The sequence below is a fragment of the Streptomyces davaonensis JCM 4913 genome (genome assembly GCF_000349325.1).
GTDB classification, from domain to species: domain Bacteria; phylum Actinomycetota; class Actinomycetes; order Streptomycetales; family Streptomycetaceae; genus Streptomyces; species Streptomyces davaonensis.
In genome coordinates this window covers 4,989,084-5,015,155 of the sequence record NC_020504.1, presented here as the reverse complement: position 1 = coordinate 5,015,155, position 26,072 = coordinate 4,989,084, and the positions used below count along the sequence as shown (strand labels likewise).

The 26,072-nt window shown below is 69.0% G+C and carries 25 protein-coding genes and 1 tRNA gene; 11 read left to right on the top strand and 15 right to left on the bottom strand.

The window, feature by feature from the left end:
- Positions 1–3 precede the first annotated feature (3 nt).
- Both BN159_RS22085 and BN159_RS44120 read left to right on the top strand, forming a co-directional pair.
- Positions 4–1,386: a M16 family metallopeptidase gene (locus BN159_RS22085; RefSeq protein WP_015659223.1), complete on the top strand. Its 1,383-nt coding sequence runs from the start codon at positions 4–6 to the stop codon at positions 1,384–1,386.
- A 208-nt stretch (positions 1,387–1,594) separates the two neighbouring features.
- Complete coding sequence (locus BN159_RS44120) at positions 1,595–2,035, top strand: helix-turn-helix domain-containing protein (protein WP_331712244.1); 441 nt, start codon at positions 1,595–1,597, stop codon at positions 2,033–2,035.
- 95 nt (positions 2,036–2,130) lie between these two features.
- On the opposite strand, the gene BN159_RS22080 is transcribed toward BN159_RS44120, so the two are convergent.
- The 6 genes from BN159_RS22080 to BN159_RS22055 all read right to left on the bottom strand — a co-directional run bounded on the left by BN159_RS22080 (position 2,131) and on the right by BN159_RS22055 (position 7,568).
- Positions 2,131–3,096, bottom strand: a complete 966-nt coding sequence (locus BN159_RS22080; protein ID WP_015659222.1) for an aminoglycoside phosphotransferase family protein — start codon at positions 3,094–3,096, stop codon at positions 2,131–2,133.
- Positions 3,093–3,788, bottom strand: coding sequence for a flavoprotein (locus BN159_RS22075; protein ID WP_015659221.1), 696 nt, complete (start codon positions 3,786–3,788; stop codon positions 3,093–3,095). Before BN159_RS22075 ends, BN159_RS22080 begins: the two co-directional genes overlap by 4 nt.
- Positions 3,781–4,761, bottom strand: a complete 981-nt coding sequence (locus tag BN159_RS22070; protein WP_015659220.1) for an LLM class flavin-dependent oxidoreductase — start codon at positions 4,759–4,761, stop codon at positions 3,781–3,783. The genes BN159_RS22075 and BN159_RS22070 overlap by 8 nt, the downstream gene beginning before the upstream one ends.
- 46 nt (positions 4,762–4,807) lie before the next feature.
- Positions 4,808–5,656, bottom strand: a complete 849-nt coding sequence (locus BN159_RS22065; RefSeq protein ID WP_015659219.1) for an ABC transporter permease — start codon at positions 5,654–5,656, stop codon at positions 4,808–4,810.
- Entirely contained in the window at positions 5,653–6,468 is an 816-nt protein-coding gene (locus tag BN159_RS22060; RefSeq protein ID WP_015659218.1) for an ABC transporter ATP-binding protein, read from the bottom strand. The genes BN159_RS22065 and BN159_RS22060 overlap by 4 nt, the downstream gene beginning before the upstream one ends.
- A 392-nt stretch (positions 6,469–6,860) precedes the next feature.
- Entirely contained in the window at positions 6,861–7,568 is a 708-nt protein-coding gene (locus BN159_RS22055; RefSeq protein WP_015659217.1) for a DUF5324 family protein, read from the bottom strand.
- A gap of 241 nt (positions 7,569–7,809) precedes the next feature.
- On the opposite strand from BN159_RS22055, the gene BN159_RS22050 reads away from it, so the two are divergent.
- Entirely contained in the window at positions 7,810–8,337 is a 528-nt protein-coding gene (locus BN159_RS22050) for a peptidylprolyl isomerase (protein WP_015659216.1), read from the top strand.
- A 122-nt stretch (positions 8,338–8,459) separates the two neighbouring features.
- Positions 8,460–9,350, top strand: coding sequence for a rhomboid family intramembrane serine protease (locus tag BN159_RS22045; RefSeq protein ID WP_015659215.1), 891 nt, complete (start codon positions 8,460–8,462; stop codon positions 9,348–9,350).
- 280 nt (positions 9,351–9,630) lie between these two features.
- Here the strand turns inward: BN159_RS22045 and crgA are convergent, their stop codons facing one another.
- A complete protein-coding gene (gene crgA / locus BN159_RS22040) occupies positions 9,631–9,885 on the bottom strand; it encodes a cell division protein CrgA (protein WP_015659214.1) in 255 nt (84 codons plus the stop codon).
- Positions 9,886–10,026: 141 nt separating this feature from the next.
- Here crgA and BN159_RS22035 point away from each other — a divergent pair, with 141 nt between their 5' ends.
- Genes BN159_RS22035 through BN159_RS22010 form a run of 6 tightly spaced genes read left to right on the top strand, consistent with a single transcriptional unit; the run spans position 10,027 to position 14,172 of the window.
- Positions 10,027–10,806 carry a DUF881 domain-containing protein gene (locus tag BN159_RS22035; protein WP_041819645.1) on the top strand — a complete coding sequence of 260 codons (780 nt, stop codon included), beginning with the start codon at positions 10,027–10,029 and terminating at the stop codon, positions 10,804–10,806.
- 19 nt (positions 10,807–10,825) lie between these two features.
- Complete coding sequence (locus tag BN159_RS22030; RefSeq protein WP_015659212.1) at positions 10,826–11,521, top strand: class E sortase; 696 nt, start codon at positions 10,826–10,828, stop codon at positions 11,519–11,521.
- Between the two features lie 54 nt (positions 11,522–11,575).
- Positions 11,576–11,737 (top strand): hypothetical protein, encoded by a 162-nt coding sequence (locus tag BN159_RS46240; RefSeq protein WP_015659211.1) that lies wholly within the window; start codon positions 11,576–11,578, stop codon positions 11,735–11,737.
- Positions 11,734–12,372, top strand: a complete 639-nt coding sequence (locus BN159_RS22020; protein WP_015659210.1) for an aminodeoxychorismate/anthranilate synthase component II — start codon at positions 11,734–11,736, stop codon at positions 12,370–12,372. The genes BN159_RS46240 and BN159_RS22020 overlap by 4 nt, the downstream gene beginning before the upstream one ends.
- Positions 12,369–13,412: a class E sortase gene (locus tag BN159_RS22015; protein ID WP_015659209.1), complete on the top strand. Its 1,044-nt coding sequence runs from the start codon at positions 12,369–12,371 to the stop codon at positions 13,410–13,412. The genes BN159_RS22020 and BN159_RS22015 overlap by 4 nt, the downstream gene beginning before the upstream one ends.
- Positions 13,413–13,425: 13 nt before the next feature.
- Positions 13,426–14,172 carry a class E sortase gene (locus BN159_RS22010; RefSeq protein ID WP_015659208.1) on the top strand — a complete coding sequence of 249 codons (747 nt, stop codon included), beginning with the start codon at positions 13,426–13,428 and terminating at the stop codon, positions 14,170–14,172.
- A 134-nt stretch (positions 14,173–14,306) separates the two neighbouring features.
- On the opposite strand, the gene BN159_RS22005 is transcribed toward BN159_RS22010, so the two are convergent.
- The 7 genes from BN159_RS22005 to BN159_RS21975 all read right to left on the bottom strand — a co-directional run bounded on the left by BN159_RS22005 (position 14,307) and on the right by BN159_RS21975 (position 23,623).
- The gene (locus BN159_RS22005) at positions 14,307–15,272 is read right to left on the bottom strand and encodes a restriction endonuclease (RefSeq protein ID WP_015659207.1); all 966 of its coding nucleotides are present in this window, start codon (positions 15,270–15,272) and stop codon (positions 14,307–14,309) included.
- 171 nt (positions 15,273–15,443) lie between these two features.
- Positions 15,444–17,444, bottom strand: a complete 2,001-nt coding sequence (pknB, locus tag BN159_RS22000; RefSeq protein ID WP_015659206.1) for a Stk1 family PASTA domain-containing Ser/Thr kinase — start codon at positions 17,442–17,444, stop codon at positions 15,444–15,446.
- Positions 17,445–17,615: 171 nt separating this feature from the next.
- Positions 17,616–19,091, bottom strand: coding sequence for a peptidoglycan D,D-transpeptidase FtsI family protein (locus BN159_RS21995; protein WP_015659205.1), 1,476 nt, complete (start codon positions 19,089–19,091; stop codon positions 17,616–17,618).
- Entirely contained in the window at positions 19,088–20,530 is a 1,443-nt protein-coding gene (locus tag BN159_RS21990) for an FtsW/RodA/SpoVE family cell cycle protein (RefSeq protein ID WP_015659204.1), read from the bottom strand. Before BN159_RS21990 ends, BN159_RS21995 begins: the two co-directional genes overlap by 4 nt.
- 27 nt (positions 20,531–20,557) lie before the next feature.
- Positions 20,558–22,135 carry a Stp1/IreP family PP2C-type Ser/Thr phosphatase gene (locus tag BN159_RS21985; protein ID WP_041821663.1) on the bottom strand — a complete coding sequence of 526 codons (1,578 nt, stop codon included), beginning with the start codon at positions 22,133–22,135 and terminating at the stop codon, positions 20,558–20,560.
- 98 nt (positions 22,136–22,233) lie between these two features.
- Positions 22,234–22,749: an FHA domain-containing protein FhaB/FipA gene (locus BN159_RS21980; RefSeq protein ID WP_015659202.1), complete on the bottom strand. Its 516-nt coding sequence runs from the start codon at positions 22,747–22,749 to the stop codon at positions 22,234–22,236.
- Positions 22,750–22,759: 10 nt separating this feature from the next.
- A complete protein-coding gene (locus BN159_RS21975; protein ID WP_015659201.1) occupies positions 22,760–23,623 on the bottom strand; it encodes an FhaA domain-containing protein in 864 nt (287 codons plus the stop codon).
- 385 nt (positions 23,624–24,008) lie between these two features.
- On the opposite strand from BN159_RS21975, the gene BN159_RS21970 reads away from it, so the two are divergent.
- A tRNA-Leu gene (locus tag BN159_RS21970) sits at positions 24,009–24,092 on the top strand.
- Positions 24,093–24,284: 192 nt separating this feature from the next.
- On the opposite strand, the gene BN159_RS21965 is transcribed toward BN159_RS21970, so the two are convergent.
- Complete coding sequence (locus BN159_RS21965; RefSeq protein ID WP_041819643.1) at positions 24,285–26,030, bottom strand: hypothetical protein; 1,746 nt, start codon at positions 26,028–26,030, stop codon at positions 24,285–24,287.
- Positions 26,031–26,072: the final 42 nt, after the last annotated feature.

Below are 26,072 nucleotides of genomic sequence, written 5' to 3'. Positions count from 1 at the left end.
GCCTTGATCACCCAAACCGGAGCGTCCTTCAGAAGCGCCGAGGAGATCGGTCGTACGGTCGCCGGGCCCCGTCCGCTGCCGCCGCTCGACGGCCGCACCGCGCACACGATGCCGATGCCCCTCGACACCGTCCTGCCGAACGGCCTGCGGGTGATCGCCGTCCGGCGTCCGTCCGTTCCGATGGTCGAGCTGAGGATGGCGCTGCCGCTCCCGGCGAGTACGTACGGCGAGGCCGCGACGGCAGAGGTGGTGGCCGCGACGCTGTTGCGGGGCACTCCCGGCGGCGGCCGGGGACGGTCACTGAGCGACCCGGCCGGCCAGGGCATCAGCCTGGACGCGAGCCGTTCTGCAGGCCGGCTGAACATCGTGGCCTCCGCTCCCGGACCCGCCCTGGGCACGCTTCTCGACACGCTGGCCGGTGCGTTGACCTCGGCGTCGTACGACGAGGAGGACATCGTCGGGGCCCGTGCCAGGATGCCGCGGCAGATCGCGGTCATCCGGGCGCAGCCGCAGGTGATCGCTCAGGAGGCCCTGCTCGCGCACTGCTACGGAGAGGTCCCGGCGCTTCAGGAGGTGCCCCTGGCCGCCGAGGCGGAGCGGGTCACCGCGGACCGGGTGCGCCGGACGCACCGGGCATGGGTCCGTCCCCGCGGTGCCGTCCTGGTGCTGGTCGGTGACCTGGACCCGGAGCGGGCGGTGGTCCATGTGGCGGCGGCCACCGCCGGGTGGCAGGACACGGGGGCGCCCGCTCCCGCCCCGGAGTTGCCCGCCCCACGCGGCGGTGTCGCACTGGTGCCGCGGGCCGGTGCCGTGCAGTCGCAGATCAGACTGGCCCGGCACACGGTCTCCCGCTCCGACGACCGCTTCCCCGCGCTGAGCCTCGCGGCCCTGGCGTTCGGCGGGTACTTCTCCTCACGGCTGGTCATGAACATCCGGGAGACCAAGGGGCTCGCCTACCGCACCGACTGCGGGTTCCAGGACCACCTGGACCGGCTGGCGCTCACCGTGGACGCCGACACCGCCACCGACGTCACCGTCCGGGCGTACGGCGAGATCCTCGCCGAACTGCGGCGCCTGGCGGACTCCCCGCCCTCCGCCGCGGAGATCGACGCGGCCCGCGAGTACACCATCGGCATGGCCATGCTCGCCCTCACCTCGCAGGCGGGGTTCGCCGGAAGCGTGCTGACCGCGGTGACCCTGGGCCATGAGCCGGACCGGGTGATCCGGTTCCCGGAGCTGCTGCGGGAGGTGACGACCGGTGAGGTCGCCGCGGCTGCGGGCGCGTTCTTCAGCCCGGGGGCGTTCAGCGGTGTGATCGTCGGGGACGCGGAACAGCTGGAACCAGGTCTGCGCGCGCTGCACGACCGGCTGAAAGCTCACGACTAGCTCAAGAAAATTGCCTCCACATTACCTACCGATATAAATTCGAGGCAGATCTGCCGGTCACTGCTGACCACAGTGGTCCGGCATTGCGATCTGTTTAAAAATTGAACGGGGGTTTTGTGAAGTTTTCGGGAAGATTTGGGTTGTGGCACGTGTAGGCGAATCGACCGCCATCGCGTTTTTTCAGGCTCTCAACTGAGAAAGAGAAACAATGCCACGCCCTCCAGCGATGCCTGCTTCCGACAAGCTCAAGATAGTGATCGACGTCCTTTCCGGTCGGCACACGCTCGCCGAGGCCGCCCGACAGGCGAGCGTCTCCGAGCAGTCCGTCGGAAATTGGAAGAGACAGTTCCTCGAAGGGGGCCGCACGGCCCTCGAAGGGGGTGCCTCACGCAACGCTCAGCGCGAGCGTGAACTGCTCGCCGAGATATCAGAACTCAAGACCGCGCTCGGTGAAGCGTATGTACAGCTGAGAGTCCGCAGGAAATCCGGGGAGTACCGTTCGGTCCCTTCCCCGACCTTGAGGCGATCCGAAAAGACGCCGGGCTCAACGTCTCAAGGTTCTGCAGCACCCTGGGCATCCCGAGGCGCACTTACACGCGCTGGCGCTCCAGCCACGGGCTCGCGTCAGGCGCCGAACGGCAGACGGTGACTTCCCCGGATCACCGCGCGTCCCGCTGAATCCCGGACCGGGTAAAGGCTCTGCCCCGGCGACGAACAGTTCGCCGGGGCAGAACCTTTTGCACATCACGGCGCGGACAAAGCGCGGGCGCCCTCGTCGTCGATCAGCTCCGCGATGACCGCCAGATACTCCAGCAGTTCGGGATGCCAGCCCATGTACGCGGCGAAGTCGTGCGCGTGGGTGAGGACACGGAGTACGGCGGAACGGCCGGCCGCGACCGGGTCGGTCGGCGGGCCGTATCCGCGCAGCAGTCCGGCGCGGGTCGTCCCGTAGACCTCGGGGTCCATCGGCACCGCCCCGGGAGGCACGGGTCGGCCGAGCGTCATCCGCCACTCCACGAACTCGCCGAGCAGCCAGCCCAGATCGTGGTCGGCGGGGCCACGGGCCGACTCCTCGCCGATCATCAGCCAGCCGTGCGGGGCCTCGGGTCCCACGACGACCGAGCCCAGGCTCGCGGCCCCGTGCAGGAAGACGTCCCCCGCGCGGCGGTCCGCCAACTCCTCGCACCAGCCGAGCACACGGCTCCAGCGGCCCGAGCCCAGCAGACGCAGCGCCACCGAGTGCAGCGCCCCGGCGGCGCGCGGCCCCGCGGACTCCGGGGCGGAACGCAGCCACGCCGCCAGCCGCGCCGGGCCCGGCGGACCCGTGCGCGCCAGCGTCACGGGAACCTCGGCGTGCAGCTGCCTGAGGACAGCACCGGTGCCCCGCAGCGCGGCGGCCGCGTGCACGGGCGAAGTGGCGTGGTCACCGGGCACGGACAGCTTCGCGGCCACGCCGGTGCCGGGCACCCGGTAGTACAGGGCGTCGCCGACCGCCACCGGCAGCACCAGCCGCACGTCCCGCGTCCGCAGCGCGCCCAGCGCGGCCACCGCCTCCTGGCTGGCCGCCAGCGGGGTGGGCCGGTCGACGCCCGCCCTGCGGACGATCACACAACCGCCGCCGACCCGGTACACGGCCGTGCGCTGAAACCCGGTCTCGAACTCCTCGACCGGCGCACCGACGAAACCGTCCACCGCACCGGCCTCGGTCATACGACGCCACCCTGCCGAAAGCCGCCCACCCCCGCGGCTTTCACGGCGTCACCCCGCGCGGCGGCAGCCGCTGTCGATCGGCGTGCGCGCAGTTCCTCGACCGCGCGGAAGACCTCCGGCAACGGCGTGGCCACCGACGCGTCCATGCGGCCCGTCGTCACGCTGAAACCGGGCTGGGGCGGGACGACCACCACGTTGGGGCGCTGCTTCAATGCCGTGATGTGCTGCCGATACGCCGGGGAGCCGATGCCGCCCGGCGGGAGGGCCGGGGCGATGCCGATCGGTGCGGAGGTGCACTGAAGGGCGAGCAGGACGGGCGTGTCGGCGACGCCGAGCGCGAGCCTGCTCACGAAGTGGAACGTCGCCGGATGCACCACGACCGCATCCGCCCAGTGGGCCAGGTCCACATGCCGGGCGCCGGTCTCCGGCTCCTCGGACCACACGTCCTGGAGCACCTCGGCACCGGCGAACGCGGTGATCGCCGCACGAGTGACGAACCGTTCGGCGGACCGCGTCACCACGCAGCGCAACTCGACATCGGGATACGCCGTACGGACCCAGTTGACCCACATCGGCATGAACATCACACCCATGGCGCCGGTACCGACGAACAGCACCTTCCGCGCGCCGAACGCGGGGGCCGGACCGCCCGCCACCCCGGCCTGCCCGCCCCCGTCCATGAGGTCAGCCATGACGCCGGTCCACCGCGGCGAGAATCTCCTGGAGGTCACGCATCCCCGCGCCCAGCCCCTCGGTGTTCAGCACCCCGGCCGGATTGAGCACGACCTCGTCGACCCCGCTCTCCCGGTAGCGGTCCAGCTCCGCCGCGATCCCGTCGGGCGTTCCGGTGACGAACACACCCGCCTCGACGAGCGCGTCCGCACCCGCGTCAGGATCGTCGGGATACGCCTCCACACCGCCCCTGCGCAGCATGTCCGTGTAGTGATCGGCCCGCAGATGGGCACCCGCCCCCGCCCGCGCGGCCGACCGGATGTCACGTCCCGGGCGGGCCACCGCCACATGGACGACCGTCGCCACGCGCGGCGCCTTCCGGCCCGCCTCGGCCGCCCCGTCGGCCAGAGCCGGCACCAGCGTGTCCCCGACATAGCCCGCGGGCGTCATCCACGTCACGGCGACATCCGCGACCGCCCCCGCCATGCGCGCCATCCGCGGCCGCAGCACCCCGAGGCCGATCTCGACCCGCGGCGCCTCCAGGGCGAACATCTCCGCCTCCAGAGAGTGGTACTCGCCCTCATGGCGCACCACCTCGCCCTGGAGCAGACCGCGCATGACGGTGACGTACTCCCGCATGGCGGTCAGCGGCTTGCGGTACGCCGAACCGTGCAGCGCCCGCTGGAAGTCCGGTGTCGCCGGCCCGATGCCCGCGACGTAGGGGAAACCGGAGAACGCGGCCACGGAACGCGCCTGAACGGCGGCGTCGTAGGGATGGCGCAGGGGCGCGAGCGTCACGCCGCTGCCCATCGGCACCCGTACGCCCATGCCCGCCAGGGCCGCGAAGATCTGGTGGGTGTCCAGCCGCAAGGACTGGCCGACCCATAGCCGTCCCGCCCCGCGGCGCTGCAACAGGCGGGCCACGGGGAGGACCTGCCCGATGTCGGTGGGCATGACCGGGTACATGATGCTGGTGTGTGTCGAGGTGGCCACAGCGGTCGCCAATCCCTCCGTCGAACGTCGAATACGGTCGTTGCGGTCAGTAGGCGCGCTGCGCGAGCGCCTCGCGGCGGGCCGCCAGTCGGCTGCCCGACTCCCTGCGGGAGGCCCTGAGCAGCAGCCGCGGAGCGATCAGCAGACCGACGACGATCCACGCCGTCAGCACCCCCGCCGTCTCCCAGTGCTGCCAGCTCTGGCCCGTCTCGGCGGCCAGCGCGTTCTCCGGCAGCAGCGCGGACCGCACGCCCTGCGCGATCCACTTCAGCGGGAAGACCTCGCCGACGATCTGGAGCCACCGAGGCATGGTCGTGACCGGGAAGAACACACCGGAGACGAACAGCAGCCCGAGGACAGGGATCATCACCCAGGCGAGCGCCTGGCGCGGGTTGGGCAGCAGGGCGCCCACCGCCGCGCCGAGCAGGGCGAGCGCGACCAGCCCGAGAACGAGCACCCACGCCAGCGTGACCCATCGGGCGAGCGAGTCCGGGAAGCCCGAACCGGTGAACACCGCGCCGCCCAGCAGAAGCAGCAGCGCGCAGAACAGAGCCACCACGGTGACCCCCAGCGTCTTCGAGACGATGTACGCCGACAGGCCGCCGGGCGTGCCCCGCAGGCGCAGCATCGTGCCGTCCTCCCGGTCGTTGGCCAGCTGCTGGGGCAGCCAGGACACGGCGACCAGGACCAGCATCGAGGCGATGCCGCCCGCGACGACCAGACGGGACGAGTCCACGCCGCTGCCCGGGATGGTGCCGCCCTGCAAGGAGGCTGTGAGGAGGAAGAAGGCCGGATTGGTCAGATGGCCCAGGTACTCGCGCGGGCTGCGCATCATCTGCCGCAGCTCCAGGCGCCCCCGGTGCAGGCCCACCGTGACGGACTGACGGCTGATCATGCGTTCTCCTGACGCAGCATGCCCAGGTAGGTGTCCTCCAGCGTCGGGCGGCGCACCTCCAGGCCGGGTACGGGACCGTCGAACTCCTGGTGCAGCTCCCACACCGCCTGGGACGGGTCGGTCGTCAGCAGGCTCTGCCGTACGCCGTCCTGGACCCAGCGCACCTCGGCCTGGGCCTGGATCCGCTCGGCGAGCCCCGCCACGGGGCCCGACGCGATGAGCCGGCCGCCGACCAGGATGGCGATCGAGTCCGAGAGGCGTTCGGCCTCGGCGAGGTCATGGGTGGTGAGCAGGATGGTCATGCCCTCCGCCGCACGGAGCCGCTCGATCAGCCGATGGAAGTCACGCCGTGACTCGGGGTCGAATCCGGTGGTCGGTTCGTCGAGGAAGAGCAGCTCCGGACGGCCGATGATGCCCAGGGCGACATCGAGCCGGCGCCGCTGGCCGCCGGACAGCAGCCGGCACTCCTGCCGCGCCTGCGCGGTCAGGCCGACCGCGTCGAGCAGCTCCCCCGGACTGCGTGGGTCCGGGTAGTAGCGGGCGAAGTGCTCCAGCAGCTCGCCCACCTGCCAACGCGCGTGGTCCCGCCAGGACTGGACGACGATCCCGACGCGGGCGCGCCAGTCGTCCGAGGCGTCCTCCGGGTCGACTCCCAACACGCTGACCTGGCCGCCGGACCGGCGCCGAAACCCTTCGAGGATCTCGATCGTGGTGCTCTTGCCGGCCCCGTTGGGCCCCAGAAGCGCCAGCACCTCCCCGCGCCGCACGTCCAGGTCCACGCCGTCGAGCACATCGCGTGCTCCATAACGCATGCGCAGGTCCCGAACGCTGATCGCGAGGGACTCCGATCCTGTGGAGGGCACCGACGGCGGCGCTGCTGTGCGAGTGGACATGCCCGCGAACCTAACGGCGGAAATCCCGCCCAAGCCGTTCACGTGCGATTTTGGCCCAGCCCCTGCACGCCCGTCCCGCCGCCCCGAGGCCCGTGCTCCCTTGCCATCAGGCCCTGGCGGCGAGCCGAGCCCCAACCAACGACCTGCCGCCCTTTCTTGGGCACGAGCGGCTGACCGGCTTCCCTCCGGCGAGGTTTCACAGCCGAGGCTTACTCCCGCGGCGCTGTTTCACGTGAAACAGCGCCGCGGGGCGGGAAACCCCCGACAGGTCTCCCGCCCCACGGGGCGTGATGCGCCAATACGCCCTCGGATCACGGACGTTCGTCGCGGTTCGCGGCCTCCTCGGCCTCCTTCGCCTCGACCTCGGGGTCCAGAACGGGCTCGCTGCCGTCCACCGAGGTGAGATGACTCGCCTCAGGCACCTCCGTGGCGGCGGGGGGCTCGACCAGCCAGTCCGGGTTGGCCTGCTTGTCCCACCACTTCCAGGCGGCGAAGGCACCGCCCGCGAGGAGACCCAGCACCAGCAGCGTCTTCGCGAACCGCCCGGCCCTCGACCGGCGGTCGTGCTTGCGGGCCAGCTTCTGAATCTCCTCGGCCGGGACCTGACCGCGCAGCGCGACCAGCGCGGCCATACTCCGGGCGGCGGCCTCGTCCCGCACCGGCACAGCCACCGCCACGGCATGCTCCAGCCTCGGCCGCGAATACTCGGCCGCCTGCCGGGCGGCGACACGGGTACGGGCCGCTGCCTCCTGCGCGGCGTGGTCGACCTTCGGCGGTACATGAGTACGGGCTTGCTCCAGACGCGGCGCCACATGGGCGTCGTACTGCACACGGGCCTGCTCCGCGGCCAGCCCGGCAGCCTGGGACACCTTCGGCGCGATACGTACGCGCGCCTCGTGCGCGTAGTGCGCGGCCTGGTCCTTGGCCGTACCGGCGTAGGGCGCCACCACTTCCGCGGCGTGCCGCACGCTGTCCTTCGCCGAGCCGGCTGCGGCGCGCACGCTGTCTTTGCGGGTCACGGGATCCTCCTCCTCGGTGGCGTTACGGTATTTCGACTTTCCACCCTTTTAGGGATCATGCCTATCAATGAGCCCGCGAGCATCTGAGGGCGGGCATCCGGGTCACACAGCTGAATACGGGGCAACAGGAGCTTGTCGTCGACAATGCCACGGATCGCCGTTCCGCGCGCCCGGCCCGGGGCCACTCGGCCGGATTTCTGGAAGGATCGGACAGTCACCGCAAGACAACGGAAGGCGCACCGTGGCCGAGCAGCTCTACGCCACCCTGAAGACCAGCCAAGGCGACATCGAACTACGGCTGCTGCCGAACCACGCACCGCGGACGGTCCGGAACTTCGTCGAGCTCGCCCAGGGCGAACGGGAGTGGACGCACCCCGCCACCGGTGAACGGTCCTCCGGCCACCTCTACGACGGCACGATCTTCCACCGGGTGATCAGCGGCTTCATGATCCAGGGCGGAGACCCGCTGGGCACGGGCATCGGCGGGCCCGGCTACGAATTCGCGGACGAGTTCCACCCCGACCTGCGCTTCGACCGGCCGTATCTGCTGGCCATGGCCAACGCGGGCCCGGGCACCAACGGCTCGCAGTTCTTCATCACCGTCGCCCCGACCCCGCACCTGAACCGCAAGCACACCATCTTCGGCGAGGTCGTCGACCCGGCGAGCCAGAAGGTCGTGGACGCCATCGCCCTCGCCCCGAACAACCCGCGCACCGCCCGCCCGGTCAACGACATCGTCATCGAGTCCGTGGTGGTCGAGACCCGCTAGCCCGCCAGGACGGACCCCTGCGCCGCAGCCGCCCGGCCCTGTCCTGAGGGAACCAATCGCCCCGCTCATCCGTAGTCATGAAGCGGGGCGAATGCACACCGGACGACGACTCAGGGGGTCTCATGGACCAGGCGCCAGACAGTGCGCAGCAGGCCCAGAGCCTGCCCGGCTGCTACCGGCACCCGGACCGCGAGACCGGCGTGCGCTGCACGCGCTGCGAGCGTCCGATCTGCCCCGAGTGCATGGTCAGCGCCTCCGTCGGCTTCCAGTGCCCCGACTGCGTCCGCACCGGCTCCGGCACCGGACATCCGCCCACCGCGGCCCAGCCCCGCACGGTGGCGGGCGGCAACCTCACGGCCGACCCGCACCTGGTCACCAAGATCCTCATCGGCGCCTGCCTCGCGGCCTACCTGGTCCAGATGGCTGTCGGCGACAGCTTCACGGACAACTTCAGCCTCATCGGACAGGCCTACGTCCCCCACTTCGGCGATGTCGAGGGCGTCGCCGAAGGACAGTCGTACCGGCTGCTGACGTCGATGTTCCTGCACGGCAGCGTCATCCACCTGCTGTTCAACATGCTCAGCCTGTGGTGGCTAGGCGGTCCCCTGGAAGCAGCCCTCGGCCGCGCCCGTTACCTGGCGCTCTACTTCGTGTCCGGCCTGGCGGGCAGCGCCCTTGCGTACCTGCTGGCCGAACCGAACACCGCCACCCTCGGCGCCTCCGGCGCGATCTTCGGCCTCTTTGGCGCCACCGCCGTGCTGATGCGCCGCCTGAACTACGACATGCGGCCCATCATCGCCCTGCTGGCGATCAACCTGATCTTCACCTTCAGCCCCGGCTTCAACATCTCCTGGCAGGCCCATATCGGCGGCCTCGTCGCGGGCGTCGTCATCGGCTACGGCATGGTCCACGCCCCGCGCGAGCGGCGGGCGCTGATCCAGTACGGGACCGTCGCGCTGGTGCTGGCGGTGGTCATCGGCCTGACCCTGTTGAGGACCGCCCAGCTCACCTGAGCCTTGCGTTTCCACAGGTGAGCGGTGATGTTGTCCACAGTTAGTGCCGGATCTTGTGCACACGGTGCGGGAACAGCTGTGCCCCCTGTCGCTGACCCGTGTTTCCGCAGGTCAGGCAGGGGGCGAACATGCTTTCGATTGCCGGTACTTCCGTCACACCAGTGTCAACCCCTGAGGGGTTATCCACAGATCGTCTTTCTTTTCCACGGGGTGTGGACAGGGGCTGTGGATAACTCAGTGGATAACCCTGGGCAGAGCTGGGTTCACCGGGCCGTGGCCGCTACTTCCACTGCGTGGAGACGCCGAATCCGGCGGCGATGAACCCGAAGCCGACCACGATGTTCCAGTTGCCCAGAGCGTCGATGGGCAGGGAGCCGTCGGTCACGTAGAACACCACGATCCAGGCCAGCCCGATGACGAACATGGCCAGCATCACGGGTGCGACCCAGGCGCGGCTGGTCAGCTTGATGGCGGTCGCCTGCTTCGCCGGCGGCGGCGTGTAGTCGGCCTTCTTGCGGATACGTGACTTCGGCACGAGGGTCTCTCCTGTCGATGCGCTGCGTGGCCGCGCAGGGAACTGGGGCTGGCTCGGGGCAGCGTAACTGGGGACTCTGAGTGCTCCCCCGGGCGTCCGTTAGCGTAGTGCTTCCGTGGCGCTGAAGGAGATAAGGGTACGTTGAGCAATTCTGCCGACTTCCCCCCACCGGGATCCAGTCCTGTCCGCGGGCGTCGTGTGAAGCCCGTGCGGCTGCTCACGGCTGCCGTTTTCGCTCTCGCGGGCCTCATCTTCTTCACGAGTTTCAATACGGCCAAGGGCACCAATATCCGTACGGACGCGTCCTTGTTGAAGCTTTCGGACCTGATCCATGAGCGGAGCCTGAAGAACGGCGAGCTGGACGAGTCCAACGCCACGCTGCGTGAGGACGTCGAGTCGCTGGCCGAGCGGGACGACGGCAGCACCAAGGCCGAGGACGAGAAGCTCGCGGGGCTGGAGAAGAGCGCGGGCACCCAGAAGCTCAAGGGTGAGGCGATCACCGTCACGCTGAACGACGCCCCGCCGGACGCCACCGCCAAGCTCCCCGGCTATCCCGAGCCGCAGCCCGACTACCTGGTCATCCACCAGCAGGATCTCCAGGCCGTGGTGAACGCCCTGTGGCAGGGCGGCGCCAAGGGCATCAAGGTCATGGACCAGCGGCTGATCTCCACGAGTGCCGTGCGCTGCGTCGGCAACACCCTGATCCTCCAGGGTCGCGTCTACTCGCCGCCGTACAAGATCACCGCGGTGGGTGAGCCGGGGAAGCTTCAGCAGGCGCTCGCGGAGAGTGCGGCGATCCAGAACTACATGGTCTACGTCAATGTGTACGGGCTGGGCTGGAAAGTCACCGAGGACGGGACGGTGACTCTTCCCGGTTACTCGGGCACAGTGGACCTTCAGTACGCCCAGCCCGTGGAGTGAGACCGAGCGGGAGCCGCCGGTGCGCCTTGTGGTCAGGACCGTCAGCGAGCTGTGCATCACCGTCGGCGCCGTGATCGTCCTGTTCGTCGTCTATGTGCTGTTCTGGACTGGTGTGAAGGCCGACCATGTCATGGACGACCAGATCGATCAGCTTCAGGAGGAGTGGGCGCGGGGGAGCGTGCGGCCCACGGCGAGCGGGGCGCCGGGTGCTTCCGCGACTGCTCCGCCGGAGCCGGCGCCGTACCGGGACGGCAGGCCTTTCGCGATCATGTACATCCCGCGGCTTGGTTTCACGTGGAACAAGCCGGTGCTGGAGGGCACGGAGACCGGCACCTTGAAGAAGGGGCTCGGTCACTACGCGCGGACCGCGCGGCTCGGACAGAAGGGCAACTTCTCGGTCGCGGGTCATCGGCGGACGTACGGGGACCCGTTCAAGGACTTCCCGAGGCTGCGCGCCGGGGACGCGGTGGTGCTGACGGACGGGACGACCTGGTTCACGTACCGCATCGACAAGGGCCCCTACAAAACCGTGCCGACGGACATTGAGGTGATCGACCCTCTGCCACGTAAATCGGGGTACACGCGTGCGGGCCGCTATCTGACACTCACCACGTGCGATCCGGAGTGGGGGCACAGTCACCGGCTGATCGTGTGGGCGCATCTGGACTCCACACAGCCTGTGGAGGCCGGGAAACCAGCGGCCCTGCGCCGTTAGTCTGGTGGGCGGTACGGCGTGTGTCTGGTGCCGTGGCGCTACGGAAGGAACGGCATGTACGGCTGGATCTGGCGGCATCTGCCGGGAAACGCGTGGGTGCGGGCGCTGCTTTCGCTCGGGTTGGTCGTGGCCACGGTGTATGTCCTGTTCCAGTACGTCTTTCCGTGGGCCGAGCCGCTGCTTCCCTTCAACGATGTGACGGTGGACAACCAGTGAGCGCGCGCATTCTCGTCGTCGACAACTACGACAGCTTCGTCTTCAACCTGGTCCAGTACCTGTACCAACTGGGCGCCGAGTGCGAGGTCCTGCGCAACGACGAGGTGTCCACGGCGCATGCCCAGGACGGTTTCGACGGTGTCCTGCTGTCGCCGGGGCCCGGGACGCCGGAGCAGGCGGGCGTCTGCGTCGAGATGGTCCGCCACTGCGCCGCGACCGGGGTCCCCGTCTTCGGTGTCTGCCTGGGCATGCAGTCGATGCAGGTGGCGTACGGCGGTGTCGTGGACCGGGCGCCGGAGTTGCTGCACGGCAAGACCTCGTTGGTCGAGCACGAGGGCAAGGGTGTGTTCGCCGGTCTGCCGTCGCCGTTCACCGCGACCCGCTATCACTCGCTGGCGGCCGAGCCGGACACCGTGCCTGCCGAACTCGAGGTGACCGCCCGCACCCATGACGGCATCATCATGGGGCTGCGGCATCGTGAACTGCCGGTCGAGGGCGTGCAGTTCCATCCGGAGTCGGTGCTCACCGAGCACGGTCACCGGATGCTGGCGAACTGGCTGGTGGAGTGCGGCTACCAGGACGCGGTGGCGCGCTCCGCGGGGCTCGCCCCGGTGGTGGGCAGGGCCACGGCGTGACCCAGCTGCGCCCCGAGCGCGAGTCCGGTGCCTCGTACGGGGAGCAGCCGTACGAGGGTTCCGGTGCGCTCGGGGAGTGGTACGAGAGCGCGGGGGCGGGTGAGGCGTGGGCGCAGCCGGCCGATGAGGAGACGGTGGCGCTGCGGATACCGGGCGGCGAGTCCGTGTCCGCTTCTGGGGCCTCTTCTGGAGGCTCGTCCGCCGCTTCCGCTGCCGGAACCCCGGGTGGGGGCCGTGCGGCCCGGAGAAAGGCCGCCAAGCGGCGTCATGGGCGTCATGGGGGCGGAGCGCAGGCGACGTCCGTGCCTGAGTCGGGGAGTCGGCCGCTTTCGCGGGTCGAGGCGCGGCGGCAGGCGCGGGCGCGGAAGCCCAGTGCGGGGGTGGTGGCCAGCCGCGCGATCGGCGAGGTGTTCATCACGACCGGTGTGCTGATGCTGTTGTTCGTGAGCTACCAGTTGTGGTGGACGAACGTGCGGGCGCATGCGCAGGCCGACAAGGAGCGCAACAACCTCCAGGAGGACTGGGAGAGCGGCAAGCGCAACCCGGGGACCTTCGAGCCGGGGCAGGGCTTCGCGATCCTGCACATTCCGAAGCTGGACGTGGTGGTGCCCATCGCCGAGGGGATCAGCAACAAGAAGGTGCTGGACCGGGGGATGGTCGGGCATTACGGCGAGGGCGAGCTGAAGACGGCGATGCCGGACGCGAAGACGGGGAACTTCGGGCTTGCGGGGCACCGGAACACGCACGGAGAACCGTTCCGGTACATCAACAGGCTGGAGCCGGGCGATCCGATCGTGGTGGAGACGCAGGACGACTACTTCGTCTACAAGATGGCGTCGATCCTGCCGGTGACGGCGCCGAGCAATGTGAGTGTGCTGGAACCGGTGCCGCCGGAGTCGGGGTTCACGGGGCCGGGGCGGTACATCACGCTCACCACGTGCACGCCGGAGTTCACCAGCAAGTACCGGATGATCGTGTGGGGCAAGATGGTCGAGGAACGGCCGCGCAGCAAGGGCAAGCCGGATGCGCTCGTGCAGTAAGGGCAGATGAACAGTGGCAGCGACCGCCGAGCAGCAAGAGCTGACGGGCACCCCCGCCTCCCCGCGGCGCCGGGGCACCGGCCGTATCGCGGCGGCGATCAGCGTCTTCGGTGAACTCCTCATCACGGCGGGCCTGGTGCTGGGTCTGTTCGTCGTCTATTCCCTGTGGTGGACGAACGTCATAGCGGACCGCAAGGCGGACGAGCAGGGCGACAAGGTCCGTGACAGTTGGGCCCAGGAGGCCGAGGGTGGTGGCCCGGCGGCCTACGACTCCAAGAACGGCGTCGGCTTCCTGCACGTCCCGGACATGAGCAAGGGCGAGATCCTGGTCGAGAAGGGCACGGCGTCGAAGATCCTCAACGACGGTGTCGCCGGCTACTACACCGACCCGGTCAAGTCCGCGCTGCCCACTTCCGGCAAGAAGGGCAACTTCTCCCTCGCCGCCCATCGCGACGGCCACGGCGCGAAGTTCCACAACATCGACAAGCTGGAGGAAGGCGACCCGATCGTCTTCGAGACCAAGGACAACTGGTACATCTACAAGATCTACGCCACCCTCCCGGAAACCTCGAAGTACAACGTCAAGGTCCTGGGCGCGGTCCCGAAGGAGTCGGGCAAGTCCAAGGCGGGCCACTACATCACGCTGACGACGTGCACTCCGGTGTACACCTCGCGGTACCGGTACGTGGTGTGGGGCGAACTGGAGCGCGTGGAGAAGGTGGACGAGCAGCGGACCCCGCCGAAGGAGCTCAGCCGTTAGCATGGCGAAGGCCCGAAGCCGCAACTTGCTCTTGCGGCTTCGGGCCTTCGCACGTGGTGCTTATCGCAGGGCGTTGAGCTGCACCCCGGCGCTCCATGCCTCGAGTTCGTCCCGGTTCACGGTGATGACGCCGCTCAGGTCGGCGATCGCCTGTGCTTCGTGGCTGAGTGGCTGGTGGCGACGAACAGCGCGACATCGACGCGGTCGATGGCTCGGGCGGCGCCGGCGAACTTCTGCATGTCGGCGCTGGGGACGGACCAGCGGGCAGCCCGGTTCTTGCACTGGACGGCCACGCTGCGTCCGTCGGCCGTACGCCCGGTGATGTCGATGCCCCGGTCGGTGCGGGCCTGCCGTACGACGACGTCCGTGCAGCCGTCCCGGCGCAGCAGCTCGGCGACGTGGCGTTCGAACGCCTGCCAGGTCATGGCCGCGATGGTGGCCCGTACCTGGTTTGTCGGTGCCCCTCCCTCCAGGCCGTTGATCCGCTGGTGATGCCAGCACAGCTTGCGTTCGACGTTCTCGATGTCCTGGCGGAGTTCGATGAGTTCGCGACGGTGTTCGCCCGACGTTGCGATGAGGGCGTTGAACATGGGGACGACGGTCTTGCCGAGGATGTGGGTGATGCGTTGGTCGATGCGGGCGTCGAGGGAGACGACGTCAGCGGGGGCTTCGTTTTCCACAGGCTGTGTGCGCGCCAGGTACTCCATGTCCAGGAGGTACACGCGTACCTGACGTGCGACTTCGCTGTCGCGGAGAAGCATGGCGATGTTGAGGACGGCTCGGCGGGAGTAAATGGTGAGGCTGCGGCGGGCCTGTGGATAACTGCCGAGTGAGAGTGACATGTTGTCACTCTCGAATTGCCGCAGGTCAGCGCCTCGCAGGACAACCATGCCGTTGGCTTCCAGCTCTTCGCGACGGCGCTTCGACAGCTGGCGGATGACCTCGACGGTGACCCCGAAGTACGCCGCCGCCATCGCTGTGGTGACATGCATCCCGTCCGGTAGCAGTGACAGCGCCTTCACCTTGTCGAGTACGTCCGTGCGGTCGAGCACGCTGCCGCGCAGGGCCGGTGATTCCAGGAGGGCCTGTTCGTTGATCATGTTCTGCCCGTTCTGTCGTGTCGTGGCCGTGTGGCCAGGGCAGAGCTGTGAGTCCCCACCCCACCCGATCAACGACTGGTCACATATGAAGACACGATGGAAGTCCGTGCAGACGTGCGAAGGCCCCGGTTCCCTGGATGGGAGCCGGGGCCTTCGTGTGGGGCTGGTGGGTCAGTCCTCCGTGCGGAAGGTCACGCCGTTCACGCCGCCGAAGATTCCGCCGTCGTTGCCGCCGTTTCCGCCGCCGTCCTCCACGGCGATGATGTCCACGGTCTGGCCCTTGTTGACCGTGGTGCCGGGCGTCGGGTTGGAGCTGAAGACGGTGGCGTCGTCGTTCTGGGAGCCCTGGATGTTGCCGGGGGCCAGGCCCGCCTGCTCCAGCATCTTCTTGGCGTCCTTGAGCTTCTGGCCCACGATCTGCGGGACCTGGACCTGCTCGTTCACCGCCTGCTTGCCGATCTGGATGTTCACCGTGGAGCCGGGGTCGGCGGTCTGGCCCGCGCCCGGGGTCGTCGCGATGACCTTGCCCACCTGGTTCGGGTCCTGGGTGTCGACCTCGGTGCACTCGCCGACCAGGTCGCTGGCCGTCATCTGGGTCTTGGCCGCGTCGCAGGTCTGGCCGATGACGTCGGGGACGGTCGCCTTCTCCTCCGCCTTCGCGACGGTGAGGGTGATGGTGGAGCCCTTCTCGACCTCTTCGCCGAGTTCGGGGTCCTGTGCCGTGACGGTGCCTTCCGGCTCCGACGACACCTCTTCCTTCTTCTTGACGACGAAGGCGTACTTGTCGCCCTCCAGAGTCGCCTTGGCGTCCTCGAAGTCGTCGCCGAGGACACTCGGCACCGCGACCTTCGGCGCTCCGGTCGACACCACGATCTCGATCGTGGAGTTCTTGTCGACCGTCGTGCCCTGAGTCGGCGTCTGGGAGCAGATCTTGCCCTTGGTCTGGTCCTCGCAGGGCTTCTCGGTCGACTCCAGCTTGACCTCGGCGTTCTTGGCCAGCTTCTCGGCTTCCGGCAGCGTCAGCCCGATCAGGGCGGGTGCCTTCGTGGAGGTGTTCCCCACGCCGTTCCCGCCGAAGATCCACTTACCGATCAGGATCGCGCCGACGAGTACCAGCACGGCCGCTACCACCAGCAGGATCGTCGAGGTGTTCGACTTCTTCTGGCGGCGGCGGTCCGGGCGGTCGTCGTAGCCGAAGCCGCCGTCGTCCGGGTTCATCGGGGGCAGCATCGACGTCGCGCCGGCGTCCGAGGAGCGCAGTGCCGTCGTCGGCTGGTCGTCGGGGTAGCCGCCGTAGCCCACGGAGCCGAGGGCCGCGGTCGCCGCGACCGGCTGGCCGTCGAGGCAGGCCTCGATGTCGACCCGCATCTCGTCAGCGGACTGGTAGCGGTAGTTCGGGTCCTTGACCAGGGCCTTCAGGACGATGGCGTCCATTTCAGGGGTGATCTCGGGGTCGAACACCGACGGCGGCTGGGCTTCCTCGCGTACGTGCTGGTAGGCCACCGCCACCGGGGAGTCGCCCACGAAGGGCGGCCGTACCGTCAGGAGCTCGTAGAGCAGACAGCCGGTCGAGTACAGGTCGGACCGTGCGTCCACCTGCTCGCCCTTGGCCTGCTCCGGCGAGAGGTACTGCGCGGTGCCGATGACCGCGGAGGTCTGCGTCATCGTCATCCCGGAGTCGCCCATGGCGCGGGCGATACCGAAGTCCATGACCTTGACCTGGCCGTTGCGCGTCAGCATGACGTTGGCCGGCTTGATGTCACGGTGCACGATGCCGTTGCGGTGCGAGTACTCCAGGGCCTGGAGGATCCCGATGGTCATCTCCATCGCGCGCTCCGGCAGCAGCTTGCGGCCGCTGTGCAGAAGCTCACGCAGGGTGGAGCCGTCGACGTACTCCATGACGATGTACGGGATCGACACGTTGTCGATGTAGTCCTCGCCCGTGTCGTAGACCGCCACGATCGCGGGGTGGTTGAGCGAGGCGGCCGACTGGGCCTCCCGGCGGAAGCGGGCCTGGAAGGACGGGTCGCGCGCGAGGTCCGCGCGCAGCGTCTTCACCGCCACGGTGCGGCCGAGGCGCGTGTCATGCGCGAGGTAGACCTCCGCCATGCCACCACGACCGAGCACCTGGCCCAGCTCGTACCGGCCGCCGAGGCGACGCGGCTCTTCCATAAGCTACCTACCAGCCCTCTCCGTCGGTCCCGACCCGCACGTTCGTACGGTTCGGAGGCTGCCGTCCGGGCCTACCGTACCCGGCTCGCTTTGTGTGACCTGGCCAAGCCCGTCAGCCGATACAGGACCGGTATCACAACGTGCACCGATGTGAAGGCGGCGTGAGCGGGTTCACTTCTTGCTGTCGATGACTGCCTTCATCACGTCCCTTGCGATCGGACCGGCGAGGCCGCCACCGGAGATGTCGTCACGGTTGGCGGCGCCGTCCTCGACGACCACCGCGACGGCCACCGGCGAGCTGCCGTCGGCGACCTTGGCGTAGGAGATGAACCAGGCGTACGGCTTCTCGCTGTTGTTGAGGCCGTGCTGGGCGGTACCGGTCTTGCCGCCGACCGTGGCGCCGTCGATCTTTGCGCTGGAGCCGGTGCCCTGCGGGTCGTTGACCACCGCTTCCATCATCTGCTGGAGCTTTTGCGCGGTGTCGGCGGAGACCGCCTCGGACAGCTCCTCGGGGTCGGTGGTCGCGAGGGCGTCGAGGTCCGGGGTGGTGAGCTGGTCCACCATGTACGGCTTCATCAGCTTGCCGTCGTTGGCGATGGCCGCGGCGACCATGGCCATCTGGAGCGGGGTGGCCCGGTTGGAGGCCTGGCCGATGCCGTCCATGGCGTTCTGCGGCGGGTTGTCCTCGGGGTAGATGCTCTCCGCGGCGCGCACCGGGGTGTCCAGTTCGGCGTTGTTGAAGCCGAACTTCTCGGCCTGCTCGATCATCTTCTCGTTGCCGACGTTGTCGGCCATCTTCGCGAAGACGGTGTTGCAGGACACCATGAGCGCGTACTTCAGGGTGGCGTTCTCGCAGTCGCCGTGCTGGTTGGTCAGCGGGTCACCGGTGGTCTGCGGCAGCTGGTACGGGTCCGGCGTCTTGGTGGCGTCGTCGATCCCGGAGACCTCGCCGTTCTCCAGGGCCGCGGCCGCGGTGACCACCTTGAAGGTGGAGCCGGGCGGGTAGACCTCGCGCAGCGCCCGGTTCAGCATCGGGTCGTCGGGGTTGTTCTCCTTCTGGACGGCGCTCCATGCCTTGGCGTCCTTGTCGGAGTTCCCGGCGAACTTCGAGGGGTCGTACGAGGGAGTGGAGACCAGCGCCAGGATCTTGCCGGTGGCCGGGTCGATCGCGGCGACGGCGCCCTTCTTGTCGCCCAGCCCCTCGTACGCGGCCTTCTGCGCGGCGGCGTTGAGGGTGGTGACGACGCTGCCGCCGGCCTTCTCCTTGCCTGTGAACATGTCGAGGGTGTTGCGGAAGAACAGCCGGTCGTCGTTGCCGGTGAGGATGCCGTCCTCCAGCTTCTCCAGCTGGTTGGCGCCGAAGGCCTGCGAGGAGTAGCCGGTGACCGGCGCCCACATGGGCCCGTTGGACCAGGTGCGCTTGAACCGGTAGTCGCCGCTCTTGGACTCCACGGACCCGGTGATGGCCTTGCCGTCGACGATGATGTTGCCGCGCGGGGTGGAGTAGCGCTCGATGTTGACGCGGCGGTTCTCGTCGTCGTCGGCCAGGTCGTCGGCCTTGACGTACTGGAGGTAGTTGTTGCGGACGAGCAGGGCGAGGATCAGGAGTCCGCAGAAGATGGCGATCCGGCGCAGGGGCTTGTTCATGACGGGCGGACCACCTGGGTCATCTCGGCGTCGGGGTTCGGGGCGGGAGCGGGCGCCGGGCGGCGCGCGGTGTCGCTGATGCGCAACAGGATGCCGATCAGGGCCCAGTTGGCGATGACGGACGAACCGCCGTAGGCCACGAACGGCAGCGTCATGCCGGTCAGCGGGATGAGGCCCATGACACCGCCGGCGACGACGAAGACCTGGAGGGCGAATGCGCCGGACAGGCCGACGGCCAGCAGTTTGCCGAACGGGTCGCGGGCCGCCAGCGAGGTGCGGATGCCGCGCTCGATGATCAGGCCGTAGAGCAGCAGGATCGCCATGACGCCGGCCAGGCCCAGCTCTTCGCCGAAGGTGGCGAGGATGAAGTCGGAGTTGGCGGCGAAGCCGATGAGGTCGGAGTCGCCCTGGCCCCAGCCGGTGCCGAGGGTGCCGCCGGAGCCGAAGGCCCACAGGGCCTGCATGGCCTGCTCGGAGTGGACGATGCCGTCCTGGACGCCCTCGCGGCTGAGGGTGAACTCGCGCATCGGGTCGAGCCAGGCCTGCACACGGGTCTGGATGTGCGGTTCGAAGCTCGCCACACCGACGGCGCCGACCGCGGACATCAGCAGACCGAAGACGATCCAGCTGGTCCGCTCGGTGGCGACGTACAGCATGATGACGAACATTCCGAAGAACAGCAGGGACGTTCCGAGGTCGGTCTCGAAGATCAGGATGAGGATCGACATCACCCAGACCACGAGGATCGGCCCGAGGTCACGGCCGCGCGGCAGGTATAGGCCCATGAAGCGGCGGCTGGCCAGGGCCAGGGCGTCTCTCTTGACCATGAGGTAGCCGGCGAAGAACACCGCGAGGGCGATCTTCGCGAACTCGCCGGGCTGGAGGGTGCCGAGGCCGGGGATCTTGATCCAGATCTTGGCGCCGTAGACGTTGGCGCCGAGCCCGGGCACGAGCGGCAGGAGCAGCAGGAACAGCGCGCCCGCCATGGAGATGTAGGTGTAGCGCTGAAGGACGCGGTGGTCCTTGAGGAAGATCAGAACGGCCGCCAGCAGGGCCACACCCATCGCCGAGTACAGCAGCTGACGCGGTGCGGCCTCGGCGTAGTTGCTGAGCCGCTTGGACTGGTCGAGCCGCCAGATGGCGACGAGACCGAGGCCGTTCAGCAGCGTGGCGATCGGCAGCAGCAGCGGGTCCGCGTACGGGGCGAACTTCCGTACGGCGAGGTGGCCCACGCCCGCGAGCAGGCCGAGCCCCAGGCCGTAGCCGAGCAGACCGGTCGGCACCTCGTCGTTGATCGCGAGGCCCACGTTGGCGTAGGCGAAGACCGGGATGACGACGGCGAACACCAGCAGCGCGAGCTCGGTGTTGCGTCGGCTCGGCGCTCCGATGGAGCCGATCGTGGACGTGTGGTGCGTCGAGGGGTTGGAAGTACTGCTCATCGTGTGACGGGGCCTCTCACGGCTTGCCTACTGCGTACCGCACTTCGAGACGACCTTCTGCTCTTCCTCCGAGAGGGTCGGGCCGGGAGTGGGAGTGGCGGTCGTGGACGGGGACGGGGAGGTCGACTGGTTGTCCGAAGGCTTCTCCGACGGATTCGGTGTCGGTGACGCCTTGGACGTGAGGGAGGTACGGGTGGTTCCCGTGGTGCCTCCGGCCTCGCCCTCGCCGGTCTTGGAGTTCTGCTCGCTCTCGGCGGCCTGCCGCTCGGACTGCTTCTTGCACGCGGACGCCTGGAGGGCCAGTTCGTCGATCTTCGCCTGCGCGGACTTCAGCCCGCCCTCGGCGATCGTCGCCTCGACCAGCTCCTGCTGGTACGGCGGGAGGTACTTGAGTTCGATCTCGGGGTGGTCCTTCTCCACCTCCGACAGCGAGACCCAGGCCAGGTCCTGACTGATCCCCCGGTACAGGGCGACGTGCTCGCCGTTGGCGCCGACGTAGTACTGGGTCTGCGTCCACTTCCAGCCGCCGTACAGGCCGCCGCCGATGACGGCCAGCGCGAGCGCGGAGTAGAGGGATCTCTTCAGCCACTTGCGCTTGCGGGGCTTGACGAGGTCGTCGTCGGAGTAGGGGCCGAAGCCGGAGGTGTCGATGTAGCCGGTGACGTCGCCGGAGCCGGGCGGGCCGAACTCGCCGCCCCCGCCGCCCTGTCCGGGCACCTGGCGGCCGAGCCCGGAGGCGCGTCCGGCCGGGGTCTGCATGATGCCGTTGTCGTGCAGCTGGAGCTGGTTCTCGGCGACGGCGCCGACGATGACGGGCTGGTCGGAGATCTGCCCGGCGAGGGTGTCGCCGGTGTCCAGGTCGAGGACGTCCGCGACGATCACGGTGATGTTGTCGGGGCCGCCGCCGCGCAGGGCGAGCTGGATGAGGTCCTGGACGGTGTCCTGCGGGCCCTGGTAGCTGGCGAGGGTGTCCTCCAGGGTCTGGTGGGACACCACGCCGGACAGGCCGTCGGAGCAGATCAGGTACCGGTCGCCGGCGCGGACTTCACGGATCGACAGGTCGGGCTCGACGTGGTCGCCGCTGCCCAGCGCGCGCATCAGCAGCGAGCGCTGCGGGTGCGTGGTCGCCTCTTCCTCGGTGATCCGGCCCTCGTCGACCAGGCGCTGCACCCAGGTGTGGTCCTGGGTGATCTGGGTCAGCACGCCGTCGCGCAGCAGATAGGCGCGCGAGTCGCCGACGTGCACCAGGCCGAGGCGCTGGCCGGTCCACAGCAGGGCGGTGAGCGTGGTGCCCATGCCCTCGAGCTGGGGGTCGTCCTCGACCATCGAGCGCAACTGGTCGTTGGCGCGCTGCACGGCAGTGCCGAGCGAGGTGAGGATGTCCGAGCCCGGGATGTCGTCGTCGAGGGCGACGATCGTGGAGATCGCCTCCGAGGAGGCGACCTCGCCGGCCGCCGCGCCGCCCATGCCGTCGGCGATGGCGAGCAGTCGGGGTCCGGCGTATCCGGAGTCCTCGTTGCCCTCCCGGATCATGCCTTTGTGCGATCCGGCGGCGAAGCGCAGTGACAGACTCATGCGCACCTCGCCCGTCGGCTCCGGGTACATCCGCACGGTGCCCACCCTCCGGTCGGGAGCGCGCCGGGGCCCGTGGTGAGGGCCGCCGCTGCGTGCTCGCTCCGCTCGCGCTCATTCATGATGTAGCACTACTTCCGCAGCTCGATGACGGTCTTGCCGATACGGATCGGCGCGCCCAGCGGAATCGGTGTGGGGGTCGTCAGCCGCGTTCGGTCGAGGTACGTGCCGTTGGTGGAATTCAGGTCCTCGACGATCCACTGGCCGTCGCGGTCCGGGTAGATCCTGGCATGCCGGCTGGAGGCGTAGTCGTCGTCCAGCACGATCGTGCTGTCGTGCGCCCGGCCCAGCGTGATGGTCTGGCCCTGGAGCGCGACCGTGGTGCCGGTGAGGATCCCCTCGGACACCACGAGCTTGGTGGGGGCGTTACGGCGCTGGCGGCCACCCCCAGCGGCCTGCTGGCGCTGCTGTGGGGGCGCGCTCTGCCGGGCCGCCTGCTGCGGCCGGTTCGCTTCCCGGCGCGCTCCGCGCTGGGTGACGCGCGTACCGAACAGGTCGCTGCGGATGACCTGCACGGCCACGATCACGAACAGCCACAGGACGGCCAGGAAACCCAGCCGCATGACCGTGAGGGTCAGCTCTGACATTGCCCCCGCTTCACCCTTCGGCTTGCCTATAGATAACGGTGGTGCTGCCCACGACGATCCGCGAGCCGTCGCGGAGCGTAGCGCGGGTGGTGTGCTGCCCGTCCACCACGATGCCGTTGGTGGACCCGAGATCCTGGATCGTCGAGGGCGTTCCGGTCCGGATCTCACAGTGCCGGCGCGAGACGCCGGGGTCGTCGATCCGCACGTCGGCCTCGGTGCTGCGACCCAGCACGAGCGTCGCGCGGGAGATCTGATGGCGGGTGCCGTTGATCTCGATCCAGTAGCGGGTGCGGCCGCCGGCCGCGGGCGCCGTGGGGCGCTGGCCGCCCGCGGGCTGCGGGTAGCCGTAGCCGCCGGGGCGGGCGCCGCCGGGGGGCGGTGCGCTCGGCATGGGCGGGGCTCCCGCGGGCGCGGGCGGGGCGGCGGGCGGGTAGCCGTAGCCACCGGGCCGTCCGGCCGCCGGGGGGCCCTGGGGGCCGCCGCCGAGCTGTTGGTCGGTGGAGCCGGCCAGGGTGCGGCTGCGCACGCGGTACAGGCCGGTGTCGAGGTCCTCGGCCTTCTCCAGGTGGACCTTGATGGGGCCCATGAAGCTGTAGCGCTGCTGCTTGGCGTAGTCGCGGACCATTCCGGCGAGCTCGTCGCCGAGCTGGCCGGAGTAGGGGCTCAGCCGCTCGAAGTCGGGGGCGCTGAGCTCCACGATGAAGTCATTGGGGACGACCGTGCGGTCGCGGTTCCAGATGGTCGCGTTGTTGTCGCACTCGCGCTGGAGCGCGCCCGCGATCTCCACGGGCTGGACCTCGGACTTGAACACCTTGGCGAAGGTGCCGTTGACCAGACCTTCGAGACGCTGCTCGAACTTCTTCAGGACTCCCATGGGGCACCTCCTCCGTAGCTGCTGCCGCTGTCTCTAACCTCGTACTGCTTACTGATCGTATCCACGCGCCGGTAAATCGGCTGGTTCCCCCTGTCGGCCCAGTCCGAACTCTTCTCGGACGCAGTCCTTCGTACTCCTGCCATGGATCGTAGAGGCGGCCGCAGACCAGTGTCCCGCACCTGACTGTGGACCTGGACCGGCTCCTGGGCAGACGGGTGGGACCGGTACGAGGTTGATACGTGAACAGGTACGGCCTGAGACAGGGGGCGCCGTCGCACCGCTGCCCAGCGATTAGGGATGTGAATCCACCCGTCCCAGCGTGCTAATGTTCTGGATGTCGGAAGGCGCCACACCGCAAGGAACGGGGCCCGATGACACACCCAATGCGCGGGTGGCGGAATAGGCAGACGCGCTGGATTCAGGTTCCAGTGCCCGCAAGGGCGTGGGGGTTCAACTCCCCCCTCGCGCACAGCGAAGAACCGACGGAACGGGTCTTCACCAGTGACGAAAGTCATGGTGAGGGCCCGTTCCTCGTTGCGATGGTGGGCTCCGGCCCGGACGATGACGCGGCAGGGCCCCGGCGGTGAGGTATCTCACGCCGGGGCCCTGCTCTTTGCGATGCTTGTTGTTCTCCAGGTGGTGCTGGGGCGCGCTGGCCGGGTCAGGCGGTCGGCATCAGGTGGCCGGTGGGTGTCCAGGTCCCTCGCTCTTTGATCTTCCGCCTGTGGTGGGTGCGGCGGCGGGGGCGCTCGCCGCCCAGCGCGAGCGTCTCAAGCCACTTCTTGATCTTGCGACGGTTGGCGTGGGCGAGCTGGAAGGCCAGGAGGATCGTCTGGGCCGCGATGCCGCGGATGCGGCGGGAGCCTGCGGCTTCGATTCCCTCGGCCAGCGGGTTCTTCGCGTAGCCGTTGTAGCCCTCGACGCTGTTGCGGAGCCGGAAGTAGATCTTCTGCCATTCCGGGCCGCCGTATTCCAGGGCCTGCCACTGCTTGGCGCCGGCTTCCGGGCTGATGGTGATGGCGTTCTGGCGGCAGACCTTGACCGGGCCGACGGGGCTGGGCTCGGGGTCGATGAGGGGGAGGCGGATGCCGCGGCCCAGGGTGTGGGGCTTGATGAGGCACTGGGCCTTGCCTGCTTCGGCGGGGCACATCATCCGTTGGTAGCCCTCGGCGTCGGTGTTCTGTTTCGGCATGAGCCGGTATCCACGGCGGGCGGCGATCCGTCGGACCCACGTCTCCCGGTCGATGCGCTCGGCGTACAGGTCGCTGGTGGCGTTGATGAGGGGATCCGGCATGGACGGGCAGTACCAGCGGCCCTCGACGAGGATCGCGCCTTGTGTGCCGTCCTGCTTGCCGAGCTGGTCCGCCCGGTAGTCGTAGACGGGCTTGTAGCCCATGGCCCGGACGGGAAGCTGCCACTCGTCGGGCTCGGAGTTGTTGTAGGCGCGGTCACCCGCGAGGTAGCCGGGTTTGTATCCCCGTTCCTGGAGTCGGCTGAGGACCTTCAGGCCGTTGTACGCAGGGCGCTGGCCGGGCTTGTCGAGAGCGATGCCGAGGACGAGGGCCGGGAGGACGTCGGGGTTCGGGGTGCCGTCGTCGAGGAGCACGGCGTCGTGCTCGGTGTCACGGGCCACGATGAGGTGGGCGTCGTAGCCGAAGAGGTACTTCTTTTTGAGCGAGGTCTTCTTGACCAGAGACGTCTTGGCCTGCCCCTTCTTGGCGGGTGGCGCAGGCGGGCGCATTGAGTCGGAGACCGGCGCATCGGGGTCGCGGTGGTCGCCTTCGCGTACGTACCAGCCGGCGTCCGGGTCGGTGGCGAGCTCGGGTCCGTTCGCGCGGCGGCCGCGGGAGAACGTGCGGACAGGGGTGGCGTCGATGCCCAGGGAGACCTCGGCCAGTTCTGCCAGCAGATCGTGGAGGGGGCGTACGGAGGCGTCCAGCACGAACTCGGTGAACAGAGCCAGCCGCCGTTCCCGCTCCGCGAGCTCGTCGGCGTCGGCTGCCGTCGTCAGCGCGGTCGCCTCCTCGCGTGAGAGGTGCCCGTTGGGTGGCAGCGGGGAGGGGTTGATCGCGTCCTTCATGGCGTGGAAGATTCGCCTGACCACGGCGTAGGCCGCCTCGAATCCCTGGTCGTGGTCTTCGTACTCGGGTATGTCGAGACGGGTGCGCAATTGCGGGTCGATGCGGAAGTACAGGATGTCCGTGACCCGTTCCAGGACGATCTTGCCGCCGGTGTCCTGGGTGCAGAGGTGGAGGCCGACCAGGAGGCTTCTGAGGTGCAGGGTGCGGTGTCGGCCGCGCGGGAGGTGGACGAACTCCTCCAGCAAGGGGACGAGTTGGCTGTTGTCGACGTCCTCGATGGCTGTCTCGACGTCGGCGTCGTCGATGAACCGGCGCCTGGCGCGCATTGCCAGGAGGCGATCGTGGCGGTCGCTGGTCAGGCCGTGTGG

Bases quoted from the DNA above. Each gene is read 5' to 3' on its own strand.
- BN159_RS44120 (WP_331712244.1), top strand. From the start codon at position 1,595: ATGCCACGCCCTCCAGCGATGCCTGCTTCCGACAAGCTCAAGATAGTG.
- BN159_RS22080 (WP_015659222.1), bottom strand. From the start codon at position 3,096: ATGACCGAGGCCGGTGCGGTGGACGGTTTCGTCGGTGCGCCGGTCGAG.
- BN159_RS22075 (WP_015659221.1), bottom strand. From the start codon at position 3,788: ATGGCTGACCTCATGGACGGGGGCGGGCAGGCCGGGGTGGCGGGCGGT.
- BN159_RS22065 (WP_015659219.1), bottom strand. From the start codon at position 5,656: ATGATCAGCCGTCAGTCCGTCACGGTGGGCCTGCACCGGGGGCGCCTG.
- BN159_RS22060 (WP_015659218.1), bottom strand. From the start codon at position 6,468: ATGCGTTATGGAGCACGCGATGTGCTCGACGGCGTGGACCTGGACGTG.
- BN159_RS22045 (WP_015659215.1), top strand. From the start codon at position 8,460: ATGGACCAGGCGCCAGACAGTGCGCAGCAGGCCCAGAGCCTGCCCGGC.
- BN159_RS46240 (WP_015659211.1), top strand. From the start codon at position 11,576: ATGTACGGCTGGATCTGGCGGCATCTGCCGGGAAACGCGTGGGTGCGG.
- BN159_RS22005 (WP_015659207.1), bottom strand. From the start codon at position 15,272: ATGATCAACGAACAGGCCCTCCTGGAATCACCGGCCCTGCGCGGCAGC.
- pknB (WP_015659206.1), bottom strand. From the start codon at position 17,444: ATGGAAGAGCCGCGTCGCCTCGGCGGCCGGTACGAGCTGGGCCAGGTG.
- BN159_RS21995 (WP_015659205.1), bottom strand. From the start codon at position 19,091: ATGAACAAGCCCCTGCGCCGGATCGCCATCTTCTGCGGACTCCTGATC.
- BN159_RS21990 (WP_015659204.1), bottom strand. From the start codon at position 20,530: ATGAGCAGTACTTCCAACCCCTCGACGCACCACACGTCCACGATCGGC.
- BN159_RS21985 (WP_041821663.1), bottom strand. From the start codon at position 22,135: ATGTACCCGGAGCCGACGGGCGAGGTGCGCATGAGTCTGTCACTGCGC.
- BN159_RS21980 (WP_015659202.1), bottom strand. From the start codon at position 22,749: ATGTCAGAGCTGACCCTCACGGTCATGCGGCTGGGTTTCCTGGCCGTC.
- BN159_RS21975 (WP_015659201.1), bottom strand. From the start codon at position 23,623: ATGGGAGTCCTGAAGAAGTTCGAGCAGCGTCTCGAAGGTCTGGTCAAC.
- BN159_RS21965 (WP_041819643.1), bottom strand. From the start codon at position 26,030: ATGCGCGCCAGGCGCCGGTTCATCGACGACGCCGACGTCGAGACAGCC.